A 17,289-nucleotide genomic window follows, 5' to 3' on the forward strand; every position below is an offset into this window, starting at 1 on the left:
CATTTCCTCGCCGCCATGTCACATCCAGGAACAGGTTCCGACGAAGATCACATTGAGATTTGCCGAATTGGCGGTAAATGTCCTGCCTATCGGCTTCTGTGCTGGCCCGGGTCGCCGTTGAAGGTCGGGGCGTCCCTGCATTCCCGGGGGTGAGGGTCCGGTATCGACGGCACGAGGTAATAAAATCGAAAAAACTCGGGCAGGTCCGAGTGCCTCATTGCCCGAAGGGATCCGCATGACCACGCCCACTTCTTCCGACGGCTCCTCGTCCTCGGGGAGACCGTCGCCGGACCACGACCCGTGGGCTCCGCCTTCCTCCGCGGCGGGTGAGGCCGAAGTGCCCCGCCTGCCGTACCCGGTGCCGACGGCGCAGCCGCGTAACGGCATGGGCATCACGGCTCTGGTGCTCGGCCTCGTCGGTATCGGCCTCGGCGTGTTCATCCTCCTGTTCTGGATTTCCTGGTTGCCGGCACTGCTGGCCGTGATCTTCGGTTCGATCGGCCTGAGTCACGTCCGCAAGGGCCTGGCCACGAACCGGGCCATGGCCGTCAGCGGTCTCGTCATGGGCATCGTCGGCCTGCTGATCGCCGCGGGCACCGGAGTCTTCATGGTCCTGACGGTCAAACACGCCGTCGACCACGCCCGCGAGAAGGTCAAGGAGGTCAAGAGAGAGGCCAAGGAGGAGAGGGAGGAGGCGGCGGCCGAGGAGAAGGCCCGGCATCTGCCCTTCGGGAAGTCGTACACCTTCGGTGACGGACTGAAGGTGACCGTGGCCAAGCCGACGCCGTTCACCCCGGACGCCTTCGCCAACGGTCACGCCAAGGGCAACAAGGCCGTTCAGGTCACGATCACGGTGGTCAACACCGGAAAGGAACGGGTCTCGATCGAGACCGGGCTGCCGGACGTCAATGACGCCGACGGAGCCTCTGCGCAGCTGGTGATCGACGGAAGCGGCCGGCAGAAGGTCCTCACCGGTTACCTCCTGCCCGGCCGGAAGGCCGTCGGCAAGTACGCCTTCTCGCTGCCCCCAACTGCCGCCGACCGGGCCGAGGTCGAGTTCAGCCCCGACGTGATGCGGTGGGACGACGCCTACTGGAGCGGCTCGACCCGCTGATCCGACTCCTGACGCGGCGTCATGAGGGCGTCCCCGCTCCGAGGGTGAGGCGCGGGGACTTCCCCATGAGTAGGTAATGAACAAGGCATGAGATTGTCATGTTCATTCAACGCGCGTAGCGCCCGGTTCCCGTTGTGCGGTTCCCTGAAGTGTCTCTCCAACCCCCCCCCCACACTTCTGGAGACCCCATGCGTCGTGCCGTTTTCGGCCTGTCTGCCGCCTCCGTCACCCTCCTCGGCCTGACCGCCGCACCGGCGCTGGCCGAACCGCCCGCCCCGCCCTCGACGGCCACCGCCCGCGCCGAACTCGCCGCCCTCACCGTCGCGCCCCCGCACTCCATGGACGGCTACGCCCGCGATAAATTCGACATATGGGCCAAGCAGCCCGACGGCTGCACCACCCGCCAGGACGTCCTCGCCCGCGACGGCAAGAACGTCGTCGACACGTCCGGCAACTGCCAGCCGTCCAGCGGGAGTTGGTACTCGGCCTACGACGACACCACCGTCACCGACGTCGCCCAGGCCACCATCGACCACATGGTCCCGCTCGCCGAAGCCTGGCGCTCCGGTGCCGACTCCTGGAGCGCCGACCGGCGCAAGGCCTTCGGCAACGACCTCAAGGACCCCCAGCTGCTGATCGCCTCGGAGTCCTCCAACAGTTCCAAGAGCGACAGCGGACCGGCCGACTGGAAGCCCACCAACCACGCCTTCTGGTGCACCTACGCCAAGGACTACACCCACATCAAGTCCATCTGGAAGCTCACCACCACCGACAAGGAGAAGGCCGCCCTGTCCTCCATGCTCGACAGCTGCACCAACTGACCGACGACGGGCGGAGGGTGAGCGCCCCGCCGCCTCTCAGTCCGTTCGGCACCGGCCCGTAGCGCGGTGTCCGGCCGGCCCTCCCTCCGGCCGGACACCGCGGCCGGCTCAGAAGACCCCGCGGCCGGAACGCCCGACCCTCACGAGGACCGCGCCCCGTCCGAGGACGCAGGCGCGGACATAGGGGCCCACACCCCCGCAGCGGTTCCGTTGCGCACGTGCTGCTCGTATGTGACGACCTTGGCGTGGATGACTTCCCGGCATGCCTGCAGCTCCGCCATCTTCGCTTCCACCGCGCGCTCGTGCTCGCGCAGCAGCGCCAGCCGGTCCGGTTCATTGCCCGGACCGGAGCGGACGAGGTCCGCGAACTTCCTGATCGTGGCGATCGGCATGCCGGAGGCACGCAGCCGGTCGCACAGCGCGAGCCAGTCCACGTCCGTCTGCGCATAGACGCGCTGCCCACCGGCGGAGCGGGGGATCTCGCGCAGGAACAGCCCCTCACGCTCGAAGAACCGCAGCGCATGCACGCTCATCCCGGTCAACTCGGCGACCCTGCCTATGGACATGCCGTTCACGTGCTCACCCATCCTGCCCACCCCGCCATCCCTTCCCTCCCGGTTCATCCCGTTCATCTGCTCCCTCCGCGAACCGTACCTTGACCTAGCGTGCACTCCAGCTTTTAGCGTCGTCCGCATGATCACGAAGCAGCAGAAAATCGGCACGGGATTCGGCGCGCACAGTACGGCCGACGAGGTCCTGGCCGGTATCGACCTGGCCGGCAGCACCGCGCTGGTCACCGGCGGATACTCCGGACTCGGCCTGGCAGCGACTCGCGCCCTGGCCCGCGCCGGGGCCCGCGTCATCGTCCCCGCCCGGCGGGCAGCCGTCGCCGAGGAAGCCCTGCGGGACGTCCCCGGGGCCGAGGTCCGCACGCTCGACCTGGCCGACCTGGAAAGCGTCCGGACCTTCTCCGACCGCTTCCTGCAGACCGGGCGCACCCTCGACATCATCATCAACAACGCGGGCATCATGGCCTGTCCGGAGACCCGCATCGGGCCCGGCTGGGAAGCCCACTTCGCCGTCAACCACCTCGGGCACTTCGCGCTCGTCAACCGTCTCCGTCCCTGCCTCGCCCCCGGCGCCCGGGTGGTGGCCGTGGCCTCCTCGGGGCACTTCCTCTCCGACATCCGTTGGGACGACCTCCACTTCCGGACCGGCTACGACCGCTGGCTCGCCTACGCGCAGTCCAAGACGGCCAACGCCCTCTTCGCCCACCACCTCGACCGCCTCGGCGCCGCGAGCGGACTGCACGCCTTCGCCGTGCACCCGGGCAGCATCCTGACTCCGCTGCAACGCCACGTCCCGCGCGAGGAGTGGCTCGCGCACGGCTGGGTCACCCCCGACGGCCGGCCGGCCGACGGCTTCAAGACGCCACAACAGGGCGCGGCCACCGCGGTCTGGGCCGCGACCTCACCGCTGCTCGACGCGTACGGCGGTGCCTACTGCCAGGACTGCGACCTCGCGGACCCGGCCGACACCGACGACATGCTCGTCGGCGGTGTCAAACCCTGGGCCACCGACCCCGAAGCCGCCGCCCGCCTCTGGGAACTCTCCAGCGCCCTCACGGAGACGGATTTCTGAGCCGTCCGGGCGTCGCCGGCCGCCCTCGCCCGTGCCCGCGGTAACCGTCCGGCGGAAGTGACCGGCGTGACCGGCGCTCCCCGGCTCCCGCCGGACACCTGCGGTGCTGGGCAACGCCGACGGGACGTGGCACGATCGCGCTCGTGACCAGCAGACCCACCACGGCCCAGTCCCTGCGCGATCTCGCGCTGCTGCGCCGCGTCCGCGACCGGATCGACCGGGAGTACGCCCAGCCGCTGAACGTCGAGGCGCTCGCCCGTGGCGTGAACATGTCGGCCGGGCACCTCAGCCGCCAGTTCCGGCTGGCGTACGGCGAGTCCCCGTACTCCTACCTGATGACGCGGCGCATCGAGCGCGCGATGGCCCTCCTGCGCCGTGGCGACCTCAGCGTCACCGAGGTCTGTTTCGCGGTGGGCTGCTCGTCACTGGGCACCTTCAGCACGCGCTTCACCGAGCTGGTCGGGATGCCGCCCAGTGCCTACCGGCGCCAGGCGGCGCTCGCACCGGCGGAGCTGCCGCCGTGCCTGGCGAAGCAGGTGACCAGACCGATCAGGAATCGAGAAGCGCAGGTCACCGAGCGGCTCTAGCGTGGGAGCCATGGACATCACCATTCACACCAGCTTCCTCCCGCACGACGACCCGGACGCCTCCCTGGCCTTCTACCGCGACACCCTCGGCTTCGAGGTCCGCAACGACGTCGGGAACGGCAAGATGCGCTGGATCACGGTCGGCCCCGCAGGCCAGCCCGACACGTCGATCCTCCTGGCGCCGCCGGCCGCCGACCCCGGGGTCACCGACGACGAGCGCCGCACCATCACCGAGATGATGGCCAAGGGCACCTACGGCTGGATCCTGCTGGCCACCAAGGACCTCGACGGCACCTTCGAACGGGTGCAGGCCGGCGACGCCGAGGTCGTCCAGGAGCCGACCGAGCAGCCGTACGGCATCCGCGACTGCGCCTTCCGCGACCCCGCCGGCAATCTGATCCGCATCCAGGAGCTGCGCTGAGCCTGCCGGCGAGCGTAGCCATGACCACGGGGAGGGGGCGGGGCCGCGACGCCCCGCCCCCTCCGCCTGCCGGGTGAGCGCGTCGTCACGCGCCGGAACGCGGCCTCAGCCCGTGCCGGCGGAGCGCGCCGCCCAGCGCTTCTCGACGCCGGCCAGGCGCCAGTACGCCAGCGCCGCGGCCCACACCACCACGAACAGGCCGACGATGATGAAGCCGACGTTGTCGAGGTCGAGGCCGGAGACCCAGCCGGTCACCGGGTCGCTGAGGCCGAGCTTGTCGTGGAGCACGGTCACCAGCTCGATGGTGCCGATGAAGAGCGCGACGGCGATCGACAGGCCGGTGATGGTGAGGTTGTAGTAGACCTTGCGCACCGGGTTGGAGAACGCCCACTGGTAGGCGAAGTTCATGAAGGTGCCGTCGAGGGTGTCGAACAGGCTCATGCCCGCGGCGAAGAGCAGCGGCAGGCACAGGACCGCGTACCAGGGCAGGCCGGCCGCGGCGCCGCTGCCCGCCATCACCATCAGGGTGACCTCGGTGGCGGTGTCGAAGCCGAGCCCGAAGAGGAAGCCGAGCGGGAACATCTGGCCGGGGCGGGAGATGGAGCGGGTGAAGCGGCCCAGGAAGCGGTTCATGAAGCCCCGCGAATCCAGCTGCTGCTCCAGCTCCGCCTCGTCGAAGCGGCCTTCGCGCATCCCGCGGAACACCCGCCAGATCCCGGTCAGCGCAATGAGGTTGAGGGCCGCGATGAGGTAGAGGAACGTGCCCGAGACCGTGGTGCCGACGGTGCCGAGGATCTGGTGGGTGCGGGATTCGTCGTTGAGGAGGGTGCCGGCGAGCTGGGCACCGCCGGCGACGAGGGCGGCCATGACGACCACCACGCTGGAGTGGCCGAGGGCGAACCAGAAGCCGACCGACACCGGACGCTTGCCGTCGGCCATCAGCTTGCGGGTGGTGTTGTCGATCGCGGCGATGTGGTCGGCGTCGAAGGCGTGCCGCATGCCCAGGGTGTAGGCGGTGATGCCGAGTCCGACGCCGAAGACCTGGCTGCCGACGGAGTAGTGGTGGGGCACCACGAGCAGGAACAGCACGCCGAAGGCGACGACGTGCAGCCCGGCTATGACGGCCATCAGGCCCGCGGTGCGGACGGTGTCCTGCCGGCGCCAGCGGAACGTGGCGAGGGCAGGGGTGGTCGGGGTATCGGTGGACAGGGCCATCCGGCGGTCACGCTCCAGCACCTCGTGGATCACTTCGTGAGATGCCGTGGCCGGTCTCCTGGCTTACGGGTGCACGCGTCCTGCCCCGCCTTCCCGGCCGCAGGCTGCGGTCAGTGGCGTCGTACGCGCACCGTGCGCGTAGCGAAAAGGGTGGAAACTCCCCGATCACAGTGGCGAGGGCCGCTCCGGTCTGGGACCACGAGGTCCGTCACCGGCTTCCCGAGCACCACGGCGCGCCAACCTTACGGGTCGTCCGACGATCCCTTCAAGCCTGCACAACTGTGCAGGTATCCAAGATCACATTCTGTGACCTGCAAAGATGTCCTCATGCATCTCGTCCCGGCCGAGCGCGCCGACCACCGCACCATCGACGGCCACCGCGTCTGCGACGCCATCGCGGCCATCGGTGAGCCGGGCGAGGTCCGGGCCTGGGCCGACCGCTTCGCCCTGCTCGCCGATCCCGGACGCCTCGCCCTGCTGCTCGCCCTCCACCGGGCCGGCCCCATCGCCGTCTCCGACCTGGCGGTCGCCACCGGCATGAAGGACACCGCGGTCTCCCAGGCACTGCGCCTGCTCCGGGCCGCCGGAGTGGTCGAGGGCGCCAAGGACGGCCGGGTGGTGCGCTACCGCGTGGTCGACGACGCGACCGCGGAACTGCTGACGCAGTGCACGACGGCGGGGCCCGCCGTGCTGGACAGCGGACCCCGCGCCGTGCGGTCGCCCCGGACTACTTGACCGAACCGGCCATGATCCCCTGGACGAAGTGCCGTTGGAACGCGAAGAACACGATCAGCGGCACGATCAGGGACAGGAAGGCGCCGGGCGCCAGCACGCCGATGTTGCTGCCGAACTGCCGCATCTGCGACTGCAGGGCGACCGTCAGCGGCTGCGACTCGTTGTCCGCGAAGAGCAGGGCGACCAGCATGTCGTTCCAGACCCACAGGAACTGGAAGATGGCCAGGCTGGCGATGGCCGGGCGGCCCAGCGGAAGGATCAGCTGGGAGAAGATCCGCCATTCCCCGCCGCCGTCCATCCGCGCGGCCTCCAGCATCTCCTTGGGAATCTCCGCGAAGTAGTTGCGCAGCAGGAAGATGGCGAACGGCAGACCGTACGCGGTGTGGAACAGGATGACACCCGGGATGGAGCCGAACAGGCCGAGCGCGCCGAACAGTTTGGCCACCGGCAGCAGGCCGATCTGCACCGGCACCACCAGCATGGCGACCACGACCAGGAAGATCCAGTCCCGGCCAGGGAAGTCCATCCAGGCGAAGGCGTAGCCGGCCAGTGCGGCGATCACCACGACGGCGATCGTGGTGGGCACCGAGATCAGCACGGTGTTCCAGAAGGCCTGGACGATGCCCGAATCCTTCAGCAGCGCCGCGTAGTTGTCGAGCGACAGCCGGCCGGGCGCGGTCAGCGCGGTCCACCAGCCGCTGTTGGCGTTCGCCTCCTCCGTACGCAGCGAGGAGATGAACAGGCCGGCGGCCGGGGTGAGCCAGACCAGGCCGATGACCAGCAGGAACAGCTGGATCACGGCCCGGCTGAGCCGCTTCGCCGGGCGGGCCGACCGCCTGCGCGGCGGGACGGTTTGCTGGACGGTGGTCATGACTGGCTCCTGCGGAAGCGACGGATGTTGAGGGCCATGGCCGGCACCACCAGGAGCAGCAGCAGGACGCCGAGGGCGCTGCCCAGTCCCTGGTTGTTGCCGCCGCCGAAGGAGACCAGCCACATCTGCAGGGCCAGGACGTTGGCGTCCTGCTGTACGGGCCCGGGCGCGATGATGTAGACGAGGTCGAAGACCTTCATCACGTTGATCACCATCGTCACGAACACCACGCCCAGGACGGGCCCGAGCAGTGGCACGGTGATCCGGCGGAAGACCTGCCACTCGTTGGCGCCGTCCATCCGCGCGGCCTCCAGCACGTCCCGCGGCATCGAGGAGAGCCCGGCGCCGATGAGGACCAGGGCGAAGCCGGTCCAGATCCACATGTAGGCGCCGATGATGGCGGGGGTGATGAGGGCCGGGCCGAGCCAGGCGATGCCCTCGTACGGCGGGGCGAAGTCCTTCGCCGGGAGCTGCAGGGCGTACGACCCCGAAGCGAGACCGGTCAGCCGGTAGGAGCCGTCGGCCGCGGTGGTCGCCGTGCCGGCCACCTTGCCACGGGAGTCGACGGCCTCGACGGTGAGCTTCGGCAGCCCGCGTTCACCGCGGTCCACGGTGCCGGGCTTGCCGCCACCGCCGGGGGTGAAGTCGAGGTAGACCACACCGCGCAGTTCACCGTGGCCGGCCGAGGCCCCCGCGGCCCCGGCCGCGGGCCGCGCCTGGTGCGGCATGTCCTTCGGCGCGACACCGACCAGGCCGAGGTTGACGACCTGTCCGGGATCGGTGCGGCGCGTCGTGCGGTAGCCGCCGTCGGGGCGCTTGGTCAGCTGCTTGTCGCCGAGCCGGGCCTTGGCCGTCGGGAAGGAGGTGGACTCGCCCTGGAAGCTGTCGTGGATGCCGACGGTGACCGCGTTGAGCACACCGCGCTGCGGATCCTGCTCGTACGCGAGCCGGAAGATGATGCCGGCGGCGAGGAAGGAGATCGCCATCGGCATGAACATCAGCAGCTTGAACGCCGTCTTCCAGCGGATCTTCTCGGTCAGCACGGCCAGCACCAGACCGAGTCCGGTCAGCAGCGCGGGGGCGAAGACGACCCAGATCGCGCTGTTGCGGATGGCCCGGAGCGTGGCCGGGTCCTGGAACATCTGGGTGTAGTTGCCGACCCCGACGAAGGTGTCACCCGAGGCGTCGTACAGGCTGCGGATGACCGAGAACACGATGGGGTACGCGACGAGCGCCCCCAGCAGCAACAGCGCGGGGAAGAGGAACACCGCGGCGATCCGGCGGCGGCGCCGGACGGCGCGCCGCGCGGGGGCGGCGGCCGTCCGGCGGGGAGTGCCGCCCGGGGGGAGGGGCGGGCCGCCGCGCGTGGTGGCGGGCGGCACCGCTGAAGTGGTGGCAGGCATGGCTGGAGCCTCGGTCCTTACTTTCCGTACGCCTTGGCCGCGGCCGCTTCGAGCTTCGCAGTCGTGCCCTTGGGGTCGGACGGGTCACGCAGGAAGTCCTGCAGCAGCTTCCACTCGCCGGCGCCCTGGGTGCCGCCGAAGGCCGCCGGTGCCTGGTCGGACATGTCGAAGCGCACCGAATTCCCGGCGCCGGTCAGCGACTTGGCCGCGTTGCGGGTGACCTCGTCGTGGTAGGCGGACGCCGGCACCTTCTTGTTGGGCGAGATGTAGCCGCCCGCCTTGGCCCAGATCGCCGACGCCTCGGGCGTGCCCAGGTACTTGACCAGTTCCATGGCGGCCTTCTTGTTCTTGCCCGCCTTGAGCACCACCGCGGCGTCACCGCCGCTGACCACCGGCGCCTTGCCGCCGTCGACCGACGGGAACGGGAAGAACTTGGCGTCCTCGCCGACCTTCTTGTGCAGCTCGTCGGTGACCAGGGCGCTGACGAAGTCGCCCTCGTAGACCATGGCGGCCTTCTGCTCGGAGCCGAAGACCTGCTGGACGGACTCGGGGAAGTCGGTGCGCAGCGCGCCCGATCCGCCGCCGGCCACCAGGTTCTTGTCGCCGAAGAGCTTGCCGAGCGTGGTCAGCGCCTTGACCACGGAGGCGTCCGTCCACGGGAGCTTGTGGGCGGCCAGCTGGTCGTACTTCTCCTGTCCGGCCTGGGAGAGGTAGATGTTCTCGAACCAGTCGGTGAGCGGCCAGCCGGCCTCACCGGCGACCGAGAAGGCCGGGACGCCCGAGTCGGAGAGGGTGCGGCCGGACTTCAGCATCTCCTGGTACGTCTTCGCGGGCTTCACCCCGGCCTGCGAGAACGCCTCCGGGCTGTACCAGACCGTCGACTTGTGCGACGCCTTGAAGTACAGGCCGTAGTACGTCTTGTCGACCGTGCCGTAGTCCTTCCAGACCTGTGCGAAGTTCCGCTTGGCCTCGGCGCCGATCTCCGCCGAGAGGGGCGCCAGCCAGCCCTTCTTGGCGAACTGCTGCAACACGCCGACCTGCGGCACCATCACCACGTCGGGCGCGTTGCCGCCCTCGATCTGGCTGCCGACGACGGTCGAGACGTTGTCGCCGGTGGAGGAGAAGACCACCTTGGCGCCGGTCTTCTCGGAGAACCCGTCCAGCACCTTCTTGAAGTTGGTCTGTTCCACACCGGTCCAGACACCGGCCACGGTGAGCGTCTGGCCGCTGAGTTCCTGCTTGCCGCCGCCGGCCGAGGCGCCGCCGCCGCAGGCGGTGGCGGACAGCGCCAGGCCGAGCACGGCCGCGCCGGAGAGGGCGGCTCGGGTGTGTCGTACGGAGGGTCGTCTCATGGTGGTTTTCCCTTCGGGAGGACTGGCGGGGCGTCGGGGGGAGGGGTGTGGGGCTATCGGGGGGCGGGTACGGACGCGGATCCGGGGGCGTGCATCCACCAGGCGGCGGTGGAGCCGGGCAGCGTTCCCGCGGGGCAGTCGCCGCTGGCCAGCAGCGGGACGCCGGGGGCGGGGGCAGCTACCGGCTCGGTGCCGAAGTTGATGGCACAGACCAGACCGTCGCCGCGTTCGAAGGCCAGCACCTGGGGCGGGGAGGGGAGCCAGCGCAGCGTTCCCTCGCCGAGCTGGGGGAGGCTGCGGCGCAGCTGCAGTCCCTCGCGGTACAGGTGCCAGAACGACCGGGTGTCGGCCAGCGCCCGGTCCGTGGCGTGGTCGGCGAACCACTCCGGCTGCGGCAGCCAGGGCCGTGCCGCGTCGGTACCCGCGGTGAAGCCGAACGGGGAGGCGTGCCCGGACCAGGGGAGCGGCACCCGGCAGCCGTCGCGGATGTGCTGCCGGCTGCCGGTGCGGTGGAATATCGGGTCGGTCAGGACCTCGTCCGGCAGGTCGACGACCTCCGGCAGCCCCAGCTCCTCGCCCTGGTAGATGTACGCCGCGCCGGGCAGCGCCAGCATCAGCAGGGCGGCGGCCCGGGCCCGGGCGGGCCCGAGGCCTCCCCCAGACTTCGTCCGGGAGGTGCCCCCAGGACCACTGCTGGGTTCGGTCGCGTACCGGGTGACGGTCCGGACCTGGTCGTGGTTGTTGAGGACCCAGGTGACGGTGGAGCCGGTGCCCGCGATGTCGGTCAGCGCCTCGGAGATCACCGTGCGGAAGGTGTCGACGTCCCAGCGGGCGGTCAGCAGGTGGAAGAAGAACGCCTGGTGCAGCTCGTCGGGCCGGACGTACGCGGCCTGTTCGCTCGGGGTGCGCACCGAGACCTCGCCGACCAGCAGCCGGTCGCGGCCGTCGCGGGTGGTGTACTCCTCGCACAGTGCGCGCCAGTCGCGCCACACCTGGTGCACCTCGGGCTGGTTCCAGGCCAGCGGGTTGACCGAGTCGCGGGTCCGCTCGTCGGCCGCCGGGTCGGGGGAGTCGGGGAGCTCGGGGTGCTTGAACAGTCCGGCGGCCACGTCGATCCGGAAGCCGTCGACGCCGCGGTCCAGCCAGAAGCGCAGCACCTTGTCGAAGTCGGCGGGCACCGCGGGGTTGCGCCAGTTCAGGTCGGGCTGCTCGGGCGTGAACATGTGGAGGTACCACTGGCCCGCGGTCCCGTCCGCCTCGGTGACCCGGGACCAGGCGGGGCCGCCGAACATCGCCCGCCAGTTGTTGGGCGGCAGTTCACCGTCCGCCCCGCGCCCGTCGGCGAAGTGGAACAGCGCGCGGGCCTCGCTGCCCGGCCCGTCCTCCAGGGCCGCGCGGAACCACGGGTGCTCGCTGGAGCAGTGGTTGGGGACGATGTCCAGGAGGACCTTCAGGCCCAGCCGGTGCGCGTCGACCACCAGCAGGTCGAATTCGGCGAGGTCGCCGTAGACCGGGTCGACGTCGCGGTAGTCGGCGACGTCGTAACCGTGGTCGTGCTGCGGGGAGGGGTAGAAGGGGCTGAGCCAGATGCCGTCCACCCCGAGCTTCTTGAGGTACGGCAACCCCGTGCGGACACCGGCCAGATCGCCGATGCCGTCACCGGTGCTGTCGAGGAAGCTGCGGACGTAGACCTGGTAGATCACCGCGTCGCGCCACCAGCGCTGAGCCGTGTCCGGGGACGTGGTCCCGGTGGCCGGCCGGAACGCGGGGGCGGCCGGGCCGGTGAGGGGGAGGGAGGGCGCGTCTTCGGCCGGGGAGCCGTTGTCTGCGGTGGCGATGAGCATCTGCCGTGATCCCGTTCTTGCATGAGCATGCCGTGCGGCCTGCCGGGGTCGCTGTTATGCATGCATGTTAAGTAGGCATGTCTTTTCGGTGTCAACGAAAAGGAAAGAACTACTTGGCGGATGCCCCGATTTGTCCTGCATTCTGATGCGCGTCGACGCACGTCCGTTACTTAACAAGTAACTAGGCGAGAGAGGGGGAGAGGTCGGGCGAGGGTCAGCCGCGGCTGACGATGGCCCGCAGTTCGCGCTCCAGGCGCGCGACGGTGGCGTCCGTGCTCAGCCGGTGGACCAGCGCGTCGTGCATCACGGCCTGCACCGCCAGGCTCACCTGGTCGTAGCGCGGGCTCTTCAGTCGCGGCCGGGCGGTCAGCACCGCCCGCTTGAGCGTCGGCAGATACGGGAACCGCCGCACCAACTGCGGATCCGCGTACAGATCGGCCCACACCGGCGGCAGCGCGCCCTCGGTGAGCACCCGGCGCTGCACCGGCTCGGACGTCAGATAGGAGATCAGCGCGGCGGCCGTCTCCGGATGCCGCGAATGCGCGTTGACGGCCAGGTTGGAGCCGCCCAGCGCGCTGGCTCCCGGCCCGTCGGGACCCGGCAGCGGCACCGCGCCGAACTTCCCCGCCACCTTCGAGGTCGGGCCGCCGGCCAGCGCGTACGCGTACGGCCAGTTCCGCAGGAACAGCAGATGGCCGTCCTGGAAGGACTTGCGGGACTCCTCCTCCTTGTACGCCAGCGCCCGCTGGGGGATCCACCCCTCGCGCACCCCGTCGAGCAGGAACGACAGGCCCCGGCGGGCCGCGGGGGAGTCCACGGTCACCCGGGTGCCCTCACCGGCGAGCACCGAACCGCCCGCCGACTGCACCGCCTCGACGACGTTGGCGGTGAGCCCCTCGTACGGCAGGAACTGGCCCGCATAGCCGTCCAGTCCGTACTTGGGCGCGACCGTCTTCGCCAGCTGCGCCAACTCGGCCCAGGTGCGCGGCGGCCGGGCGCCCTCCCGGTCGAGGACGTCCTTGCGGTAGTAGAGCAGCCCCGCGTTCGTCACGTACGGAACCGCGTAGAGCCGGCCGCGGAAGGTGGCGGTGTCCACCACGGGAGGCAGGAAGCGCTTCAGCGGGAACCGCGCGCCGTCCACCGGCCGGATCCAGCCCGCGGCCGCGAACTCCGACGTCCAGGCCACGTCGATGTTCAGCACGTCGAAGCGGGCGCTGTGCGAGCGCAGCTCGGTGACCATCTGGGCCCGGACCTCGTCGGCCGCGTCCGGCAGCTCGACCAGCGTCACCTTCTCGCGCGGGTGGTGGACGTTCCAGCCGTCGAGGACGCCGCGCAGATAGCCCGTGAGGTCGCCGCCGGTCACGAGCGTGATGGGGCCCCGGCCATCCGGATCGCCGAGCGGCTCACCGGCCCGGGCGCCCGCACTCCCCGCGAACAGCAGCGAAAAGACCAGCAGAGCCCTCGTGGCGGCACGCTTCCACCGCATGGGCTCCTCCTTGAACCAGGCGTCGACGGGACACTGGACCGACAGCCCGCCCCATGTATACCTGTTAGCCATGCGGGATACTAGATGTCGCAGGGAGATACGACGACCGACCGGCTCACACCCGGATGAGTTCACATAACCGGCATGTAGGGCGGGGAGGGAGAGGAAGAGCGTGCGGCTGCCACTCCTTGCTCTGTTGGTCAGCGGACCCGCACACGGCTACGAACTCAAACAGGCCCTTGAGAACCTCCTCGGCGCGGCATACCCTCAGCCGAACGTCGGCCAGATCTACGTCACCCTGAGCAGGCTGGAGAAGGCGGGCCTGATCGAGGGAGAGGACGTCGAGCAGTCGGACCGGCCCAACAAGCGCATCTACCGGATCACCGCCGCGGGGCGGGAGGCGGTGGACGCCTGGTTCGACGAGGCCACCGCCGAACCACGGGTGCGGGACGAATTCTTCATGAAGCTCGCCGTCGCCTCGCAGACCGGGACCGCGGACCGGATCGCCCTGATCAACAAACAGCGCCGCCAGTACCTCAACACCATGCGCGACCTGTCGAAGCTCGCGGCGGTGGAGGACCGGGGCAACCCGATCGCACAGCTGCTGATCGAGGGCGCGATGCTGCATCTCCAGGCGGATCTGGACTGGCTGGAGCGTTGTCAAGAGGAGTTGGAATGAACCGGGACGAGCCGTCCGGCCCGATAGTGAGGGCAGCCGGCCTGGTCAAGACCCACCGGCCGGAAGGTGCCGCCCCCGTCCATGCCGTGCGGGGCGTCGACCTGACCGTCGAGCGCGGCGAATTCGTCGCCGTGACCGGCCCCTCGGGTGCGGGCAAATCCACCCTTCTGCACCTTCTCGGCGGCCTCGACCGCCCCGACAGCGGCTCCCTGTGGCTCGACGGCCGCCAGGTCGACGGCTACCGCGAGGCCCGCTGGGCGGAGCTGCGCCGCAACCACATCGGCATCGTCTTCCAGTTCTTCAACCTGGTCTCCAACCTCTCGGTCGCCGACAACGTCGAGCTCCCCGCGCTGCTGGCCGGCCGCTCCCCCCGGCAGGCCCGGACCGCCCGCACCGAGCTGCTGGACGAGCTCGGCCTGACCGGCAAGGAGAACTGCACGCCCGGCGAGCTCTCCGGCGGCGAACAGCAGCGGGTCGCCCTCGCCCGGGCCCTGGTCAACGCCCCCAGCCTGCTGCTCGCCGACGAACCCGCCGGCAGCCTGGACAGCAAGGGCACCCGGGAGGTGCTGCGGCTGCTCGCCCGCTTCCACCGGCGCGGCCAGACCATCCTCCTGGTCACCCACGACGCCAGGTTCGCCAGCGCCGCGGACCGGGTGATCAGCTTCTTCGACGGTCAGGTCGTCGACGACGCCCACCTCGGCAGCGAGCCCGGCCGCCCGGCGACCGGCGTGTCCGACGTACTGAAGCTCAAGGGCTGACCCGTGCGAGCGGCAGCACGTTGGACCCAGGCGCATCTGAGAGCACACCGCCCGGCGGCCGTGCTCATCGTGCTCGCCACCGCCGGGATCACCGTCTCCCTGCTCCTGGCCACCGCCCTCTTCTCCTACGCCACCGACCCCTGGCAGCGGATCTTCACCCAGTCCGCCGGCGCCCACGTCTGGCTCCACACCCAGGCCGGGGCCCGCGCCGGCTCGCTCGCCGCACTGGACGAGGTGCGGACCGCCGCCGGCCCCTACCCCACGGTGCGGACGACCGCGAGCCTGCAGCCCGGCGGCGCCCGGGCGGCACTGGAACTGCGCGGCGTCCGCGGGCGTCCCGCGACCGCCGCCCCGCAGACCGTCGCGGGCCGCTGGCTCGACCCGCACACGGATGCGGGGACCACCCGGGGCATCGTGCTCGACAGCTCGGTAGCCCGGGCAATCTGGGCCAAACCGGGTGATTCCCTTGCGTTGAGCGGCTTCCCGACGCCCCTGCATGTGGTGGGCATCGCCGACACCGCCGAAGCGCCCTTCCGGGCCGGTGAGACCCCCGGCGTCGCCTGGGTGCTCCCGCAGACCCTCGCCGCCTCCGACGCGGGCGCCGACCAGCGCGGCCGCGCCATCGGCCTCCGGCTCACCCACCCCGAGGACACCGACTACGTCGTCCAGCGGGCGGTCACCCAGCTCGGCGCCGACCAGATCACCGACGTCTCGACCTGGCGCCAGGCCAAGGCCGAGGCCGCCGGCGACAACGGTCTGCTCGCGCGGCTGCTCGGCCTCTTCGGCCTCGGTGCCCTGCTCGCCGCCGCGCTCGCCGTGGGCGGCGCCATCAGCACCAGGATCCGCGGCCACCTCCGCGACATCTCCGTCCTCAAGGCCATCGGCTTCACCCCGGGCCAGGTGGTCCGGATGTTCCTCGTCCTGCACCTCGGCTTCGCGCTGCTGGGCGTCACCCTCGGAGCCCTGGTCACCCAGCTGCTCGGCCCCCTGGTCCCCGGCCGGATCGGCGAGGCGACGGCCCTGTGGGCACAACTCCCCGCACACACCTGGCTGCCCCTCGCCGTATGCGGTGGCGTGGTGGCCTTCATCGGCGCGGCCACCTGCCTGACCGCATGGCGCGCCGGCCGGGTACCACCCGTCCCGGTGGCCCGCGCCGCCGCACCCGCCGCCGGCGGCGGATCCGGCCTGACCCGGCGCGCCCTCGGCCTCAAGATCCCCCCGGCCCTGGTCCTCGGCTGGCGCGGCGCCTTCCACCGCCCCCTGCGCTCCTGGGCGGCCGTGGCGCGCCTCGCCGTTCCCCTGCTGCTCATCACCATCGCCCTGGGCACCTGGAGCACCCTGGACCGCTTCACCTCCCGCCCGGAAAGCGTCGGCCTGGCCGCATCGCTCACCGTGCGCTCGGACTCCCTGAGCGACCAGCAGGTACATCAACTCCTCGCGAAACACGGCAAGTTGACGTCCTACCCCGGCGCCGAGGTGCAGGCGCTGGTCCCCGGCCAGACCGGCACGATCACCCTGCGCGGCCTCGGTACCGACGCCCACCCCTACCCCTTCGCCCTCACGGAGGGCCGCGCCGCCCACGGCCCGGACGAGGCGGTCGCCGGCGCCGGCCTGCTGGAACTCCTCGACGCACACGTCGGCGACTGGGTCCGGATGACCGTCGCCGGCCGCCCGCACGTCCTGCACCTCGTCGGCCGCAGCATCGAGACCGAAGACGCCGGCCGGGTCATCTCCACCACCCTCGACACCCTGCGCGACGACGGCCCCGGCGCCCCGGCGGCCCGCCCCGACTTCTACAACCTGGTCCTGCCCCACGGCACCGACCCCGCCGCCGTACGCGACGCCCTCACCAAGGCCTCCGCGGGCCGCCTCGAAGTACGCCAGATCCCCAACCCCGCCGACCAGCTCTCCGCGATCCGCGGCGTCGCCGCCGGACTGATCGCGGTGCTCACCCTGATCGGACTCGCGGAACTGGCGACCACGGTCGGCGCCGCCGTACGCGACCGCAGCCGCGACCTGCTCGCCCTGCGGGCCGTCGGCCTCACCCCCCGCCAGATCACCGCCGTCATCGTCTCGGCCACCGCCTTCATCACCCTGGCCGCCGCGCTCACCGGCACCGCGCTCGGCCTGCTCGCCTCCCAGTGGCTGATCGACCTCCAGGGCGAAACGAGCGGCTGGGGCACCGGCATCGCCCAACTCCCGCCGGCCGGAACCCTGGCCCTGGTCGTCGCCCTCGCCGTCACGATCTCCGCGGCGGCCGCCGCCCTCCCGGCCACCCGTACGGCGCGCCGACGCCTGGCGGACTCGGCGGCAGAGGTGCTGTAACGGGTGGGGAAATCCACCGGTCCAGCGGTGGGGCCAG

The 17,289-nt window shown here is 70.9% G+C and carries 17 protein-coding genes, 1 pseudogene and 1 riboswitch; of the genes and pseudogenes, 10 read left to right on the forward strand and 8 right to left on the reverse strand.

Annotated features, from left to right (window positions below; genetic code table 11):
- The first annotated feature begins 235 nt into the window (after positions 1 to 235).
- Complete coding sequence (locus tag AB0E02_RS20070) at positions 236 to 1,114, forward strand: DUF4190 domain-containing protein (RefSeq protein ID WP_362141162.1); 879 nt, start codon at positions 236 to 238, stop codon at positions 1,112 to 1,114.
- Between the two features lie 188 nt (positions 1,115 to 1,302).
- Positions 1,303 to 1,935 carry a DUF1524 domain-containing protein gene (locus AB0E02_RS20075; protein WP_362141164.1) on the forward strand — a complete coding sequence of 211 codons (633 nt, stop codon included), beginning with the start codon at positions 1,303 to 1,305 and terminating at the stop codon, positions 1,933 to 1,935.
- Positions 1,936 to 2,075: 140 nt separating this feature from the next.
- Here AB0E02_RS20075 and AB0E02_RS20080 read toward each other — a convergent pair whose 3' ends face one another.
- On the reverse strand, positions 2,076 to 2,522 hold the full coding sequence (locus tag AB0E02_RS20080) for a MerR family transcriptional regulator (protein WP_362141166.1): 447 nt from the start codon (positions 2,520 to 2,522) through the stop codon (positions 2,076 to 2,078).
- Positions 2,523 to 2,628: 106 nt separating this feature from the next.
- On the opposite strand from AB0E02_RS20080, the gene AB0E02_RS20085 reads away from it, so the two are divergent.
- The 3 genes from AB0E02_RS20085 to AB0E02_RS20095 all read left to right on the forward strand — a co-directional run bounded on the left by AB0E02_RS20085 (position 2,629) and on the right by AB0E02_RS20095 (position 4,584).
- Positions 2,629 to 3,576 carry an oxidoreductase gene (locus tag AB0E02_RS20085; protein ID WP_362141168.1) on the forward strand — a complete coding sequence of 316 codons (948 nt, stop codon included), beginning with the start codon at positions 2,629 to 2,631 and terminating at the stop codon, positions 3,574 to 3,576.
- 143 nt (positions 3,577 to 3,719) lie between these two features.
- Positions 3,720 to 4,163 carry a helix-turn-helix transcriptional regulator gene (locus AB0E02_RS20090; RefSeq protein ID WP_030412697.1) on the forward strand — a complete coding sequence of 148 codons (444 nt, stop codon included), beginning with the start codon at positions 3,720 to 3,722 and terminating at the stop codon, positions 4,161 to 4,163.
- 10 nt (positions 4,164 to 4,173) lie between these two features.
- Positions 4,174 to 4,584: a VOC family protein gene (locus AB0E02_RS20095; RefSeq protein WP_030412696.1), complete on the forward strand. Its 411-nt coding sequence runs from the start codon at positions 4,174 to 4,176 to the stop codon at positions 4,582 to 4,584.
- Between the two features lie 105 nt (positions 4,585 to 4,689).
- Here the strand turns inward: AB0E02_RS20095 and AB0E02_RS20100 are convergent, their stop codons facing one another.
- Positions 4,690 to 5,799 (reverse strand): HoxN/HupN/NixA family nickel/cobalt transporter, encoded by a 1,110-nt coding sequence (locus tag AB0E02_RS20100; protein ID WP_362141302.1) that lies wholly within the window; start codon positions 5,797 to 5,799, stop codon positions 4,690 to 4,692.
- A gap of 30 nt (positions 5,800 to 5,829) precedes the next feature.
- Positions 5,830 to 6,045, reverse strand: a riboswitch (cobalamin riboswitch).
- Positions 6,046 to 6,126: 81 nt separating this feature from the next.
- On the opposite strand from AB0E02_RS20100, the gene AB0E02_RS20105 reads away from it, so the two are divergent.
- Positions 6,127 to 6,534, forward strand: a complete 408-nt coding sequence (locus tag AB0E02_RS20105; protein WP_362141171.1) for a metalloregulator ArsR/SmtB family transcription factor — start codon at positions 6,127 to 6,129, stop codon at positions 6,532 to 6,534.
- Here the strand turns inward: AB0E02_RS20105 and AB0E02_RS20110 are convergent.
- The 5 genes from AB0E02_RS20110 to AB0E02_RS20130 all read right to left on the reverse strand — a co-directional run bounded on the left by AB0E02_RS20110 (position 6,527) and on the right by AB0E02_RS20130 (position 13,490).
- Positions 6,527 to 7,405, reverse strand: coding sequence for a carbohydrate ABC transporter permease (locus AB0E02_RS20110; RefSeq protein ID WP_362141173.1), 879 nt, complete (start codon positions 7,403 to 7,405; stop codon positions 6,527 to 6,529). The two genes, AB0E02_RS20105 and AB0E02_RS20110, sit on opposite strands and share 8 nt — an antisense overlap.
- On the reverse strand, positions 7,402 to 8,808 hold the full coding sequence (locus AB0E02_RS20115) for an ABC transporter permease subunit (protein WP_362141175.1): 1,407 nt from the start codon (positions 8,806 to 8,808) through the stop codon (positions 7,402 to 7,404). The genes AB0E02_RS20110 and AB0E02_RS20115 overlap by 4 nt, the downstream gene beginning before the upstream one ends.
- Positions 8,809 to 8,825: 17 nt before the next feature.
- Positions 8,826 to 10,160 carry an ABC transporter substrate-binding protein gene (locus tag AB0E02_RS20120; RefSeq protein ID WP_362141177.1) on the reverse strand — a complete coding sequence of 445 codons (1,335 nt, stop codon included), beginning with the start codon at positions 10,158 to 10,160 and terminating at the stop codon, positions 8,826 to 8,828.
- Between the two features lie 53 nt (positions 10,161 to 10,213).
- Positions 10,214 to 12,004 carry a glycoside hydrolase family 13 protein gene (locus tag AB0E02_RS20125; protein ID WP_362141179.1) on the reverse strand — a complete coding sequence of 597 codons (1,791 nt, stop codon included), beginning with the start codon at positions 12,002 to 12,004 and terminating at the stop codon, positions 10,214 to 10,216.
- Positions 12,005 to 12,218: 214 nt separating this feature from the next.
- Complete coding sequence (locus AB0E02_RS20130) at positions 12,219 to 13,490, reverse strand: ABC transporter substrate-binding protein (RefSeq protein ID WP_362141181.1); 1,272 nt, start codon at positions 13,488 to 13,490, stop codon at positions 12,219 to 12,221.
- Between the two features lie 172 nt (positions 13,491 to 13,662).
- Between AB0E02_RS20130 and AB0E02_RS20135 the strand changes: the two are divergent.
- Positions 13,663 to 13,884 (forward strand): annotated as a pseudogene (locus AB0E02_RS20135) (PadR family transcriptional regulator); the annotation flags it as partial.
- Here AB0E02_RS20135 and AB0E02_RS20140 read toward each other — a convergent pair.
- The gene (locus tag AB0E02_RS20140; protein ID WP_362141304.1) at positions 13,863 to 13,952 is read right to left on the reverse strand and encodes a hypothetical protein; all 90 of its coding nucleotides are present in this window, start codon (positions 13,950 to 13,952) and stop codon (positions 13,863 to 13,865) included. The pseudogene AB0E02_RS20135 and the gene AB0E02_RS20140 sit on opposite strands and share 22 nt — an antisense overlap.
- On the opposite strand from AB0E02_RS20140, the gene AB0E02_RS20145 reads away from it, so the two are divergent.
- Genes AB0E02_RS20145 through AB0E02_RS20155 form a run of 3 tightly spaced genes read left to right on the forward strand, consistent with a single transcriptional unit; the run spans position 13,951 to position 17,252 of the window.
- Positions 13,951 to 14,169: a hypothetical protein gene (locus AB0E02_RS20145; RefSeq protein ID WP_362141306.1), complete on the forward strand. Its 219-nt coding sequence runs from the start codon at positions 13,951 to 13,953 to the stop codon at positions 14,167 to 14,169. The two genes, AB0E02_RS20140 and AB0E02_RS20145, sit on opposite strands and share 2 nt — an antisense overlap.
- The gene (locus tag AB0E02_RS20150) at positions 14,166 to 14,927 is read left to right on the forward strand and encodes an ABC transporter ATP-binding protein (protein WP_362141183.1); all 762 of its coding nucleotides are present in this window, start codon (positions 14,166 to 14,168) and stop codon (positions 14,925 to 14,927) included. The genes AB0E02_RS20145 and AB0E02_RS20150 overlap by 4 nt, the downstream gene beginning before the upstream one ends.
- 3 nt (positions 14,928 to 14,930) lie before the next feature.
- The gene (locus AB0E02_RS20155) at positions 14,931 to 17,252 is read left to right on the forward strand and encodes an FtsX-like permease family protein (protein ID WP_362141185.1); all 2,322 of its coding nucleotides are present in this window, start codon (positions 14,931 to 14,933) and stop codon (positions 17,250 to 17,252) included.
- Positions 17,253 to 17,289 lie beyond the last annotated feature (37 nt).

The organism is Streptomyces sp. NPDC048196 (assembly GCF_040652715.1).
GTDB classification, from domain to species: domain Bacteria; phylum Actinomycetota; class Actinomycetes; order Streptomycetales; family Streptomycetaceae; genus Streptomyces; species Streptomyces siderophoricus.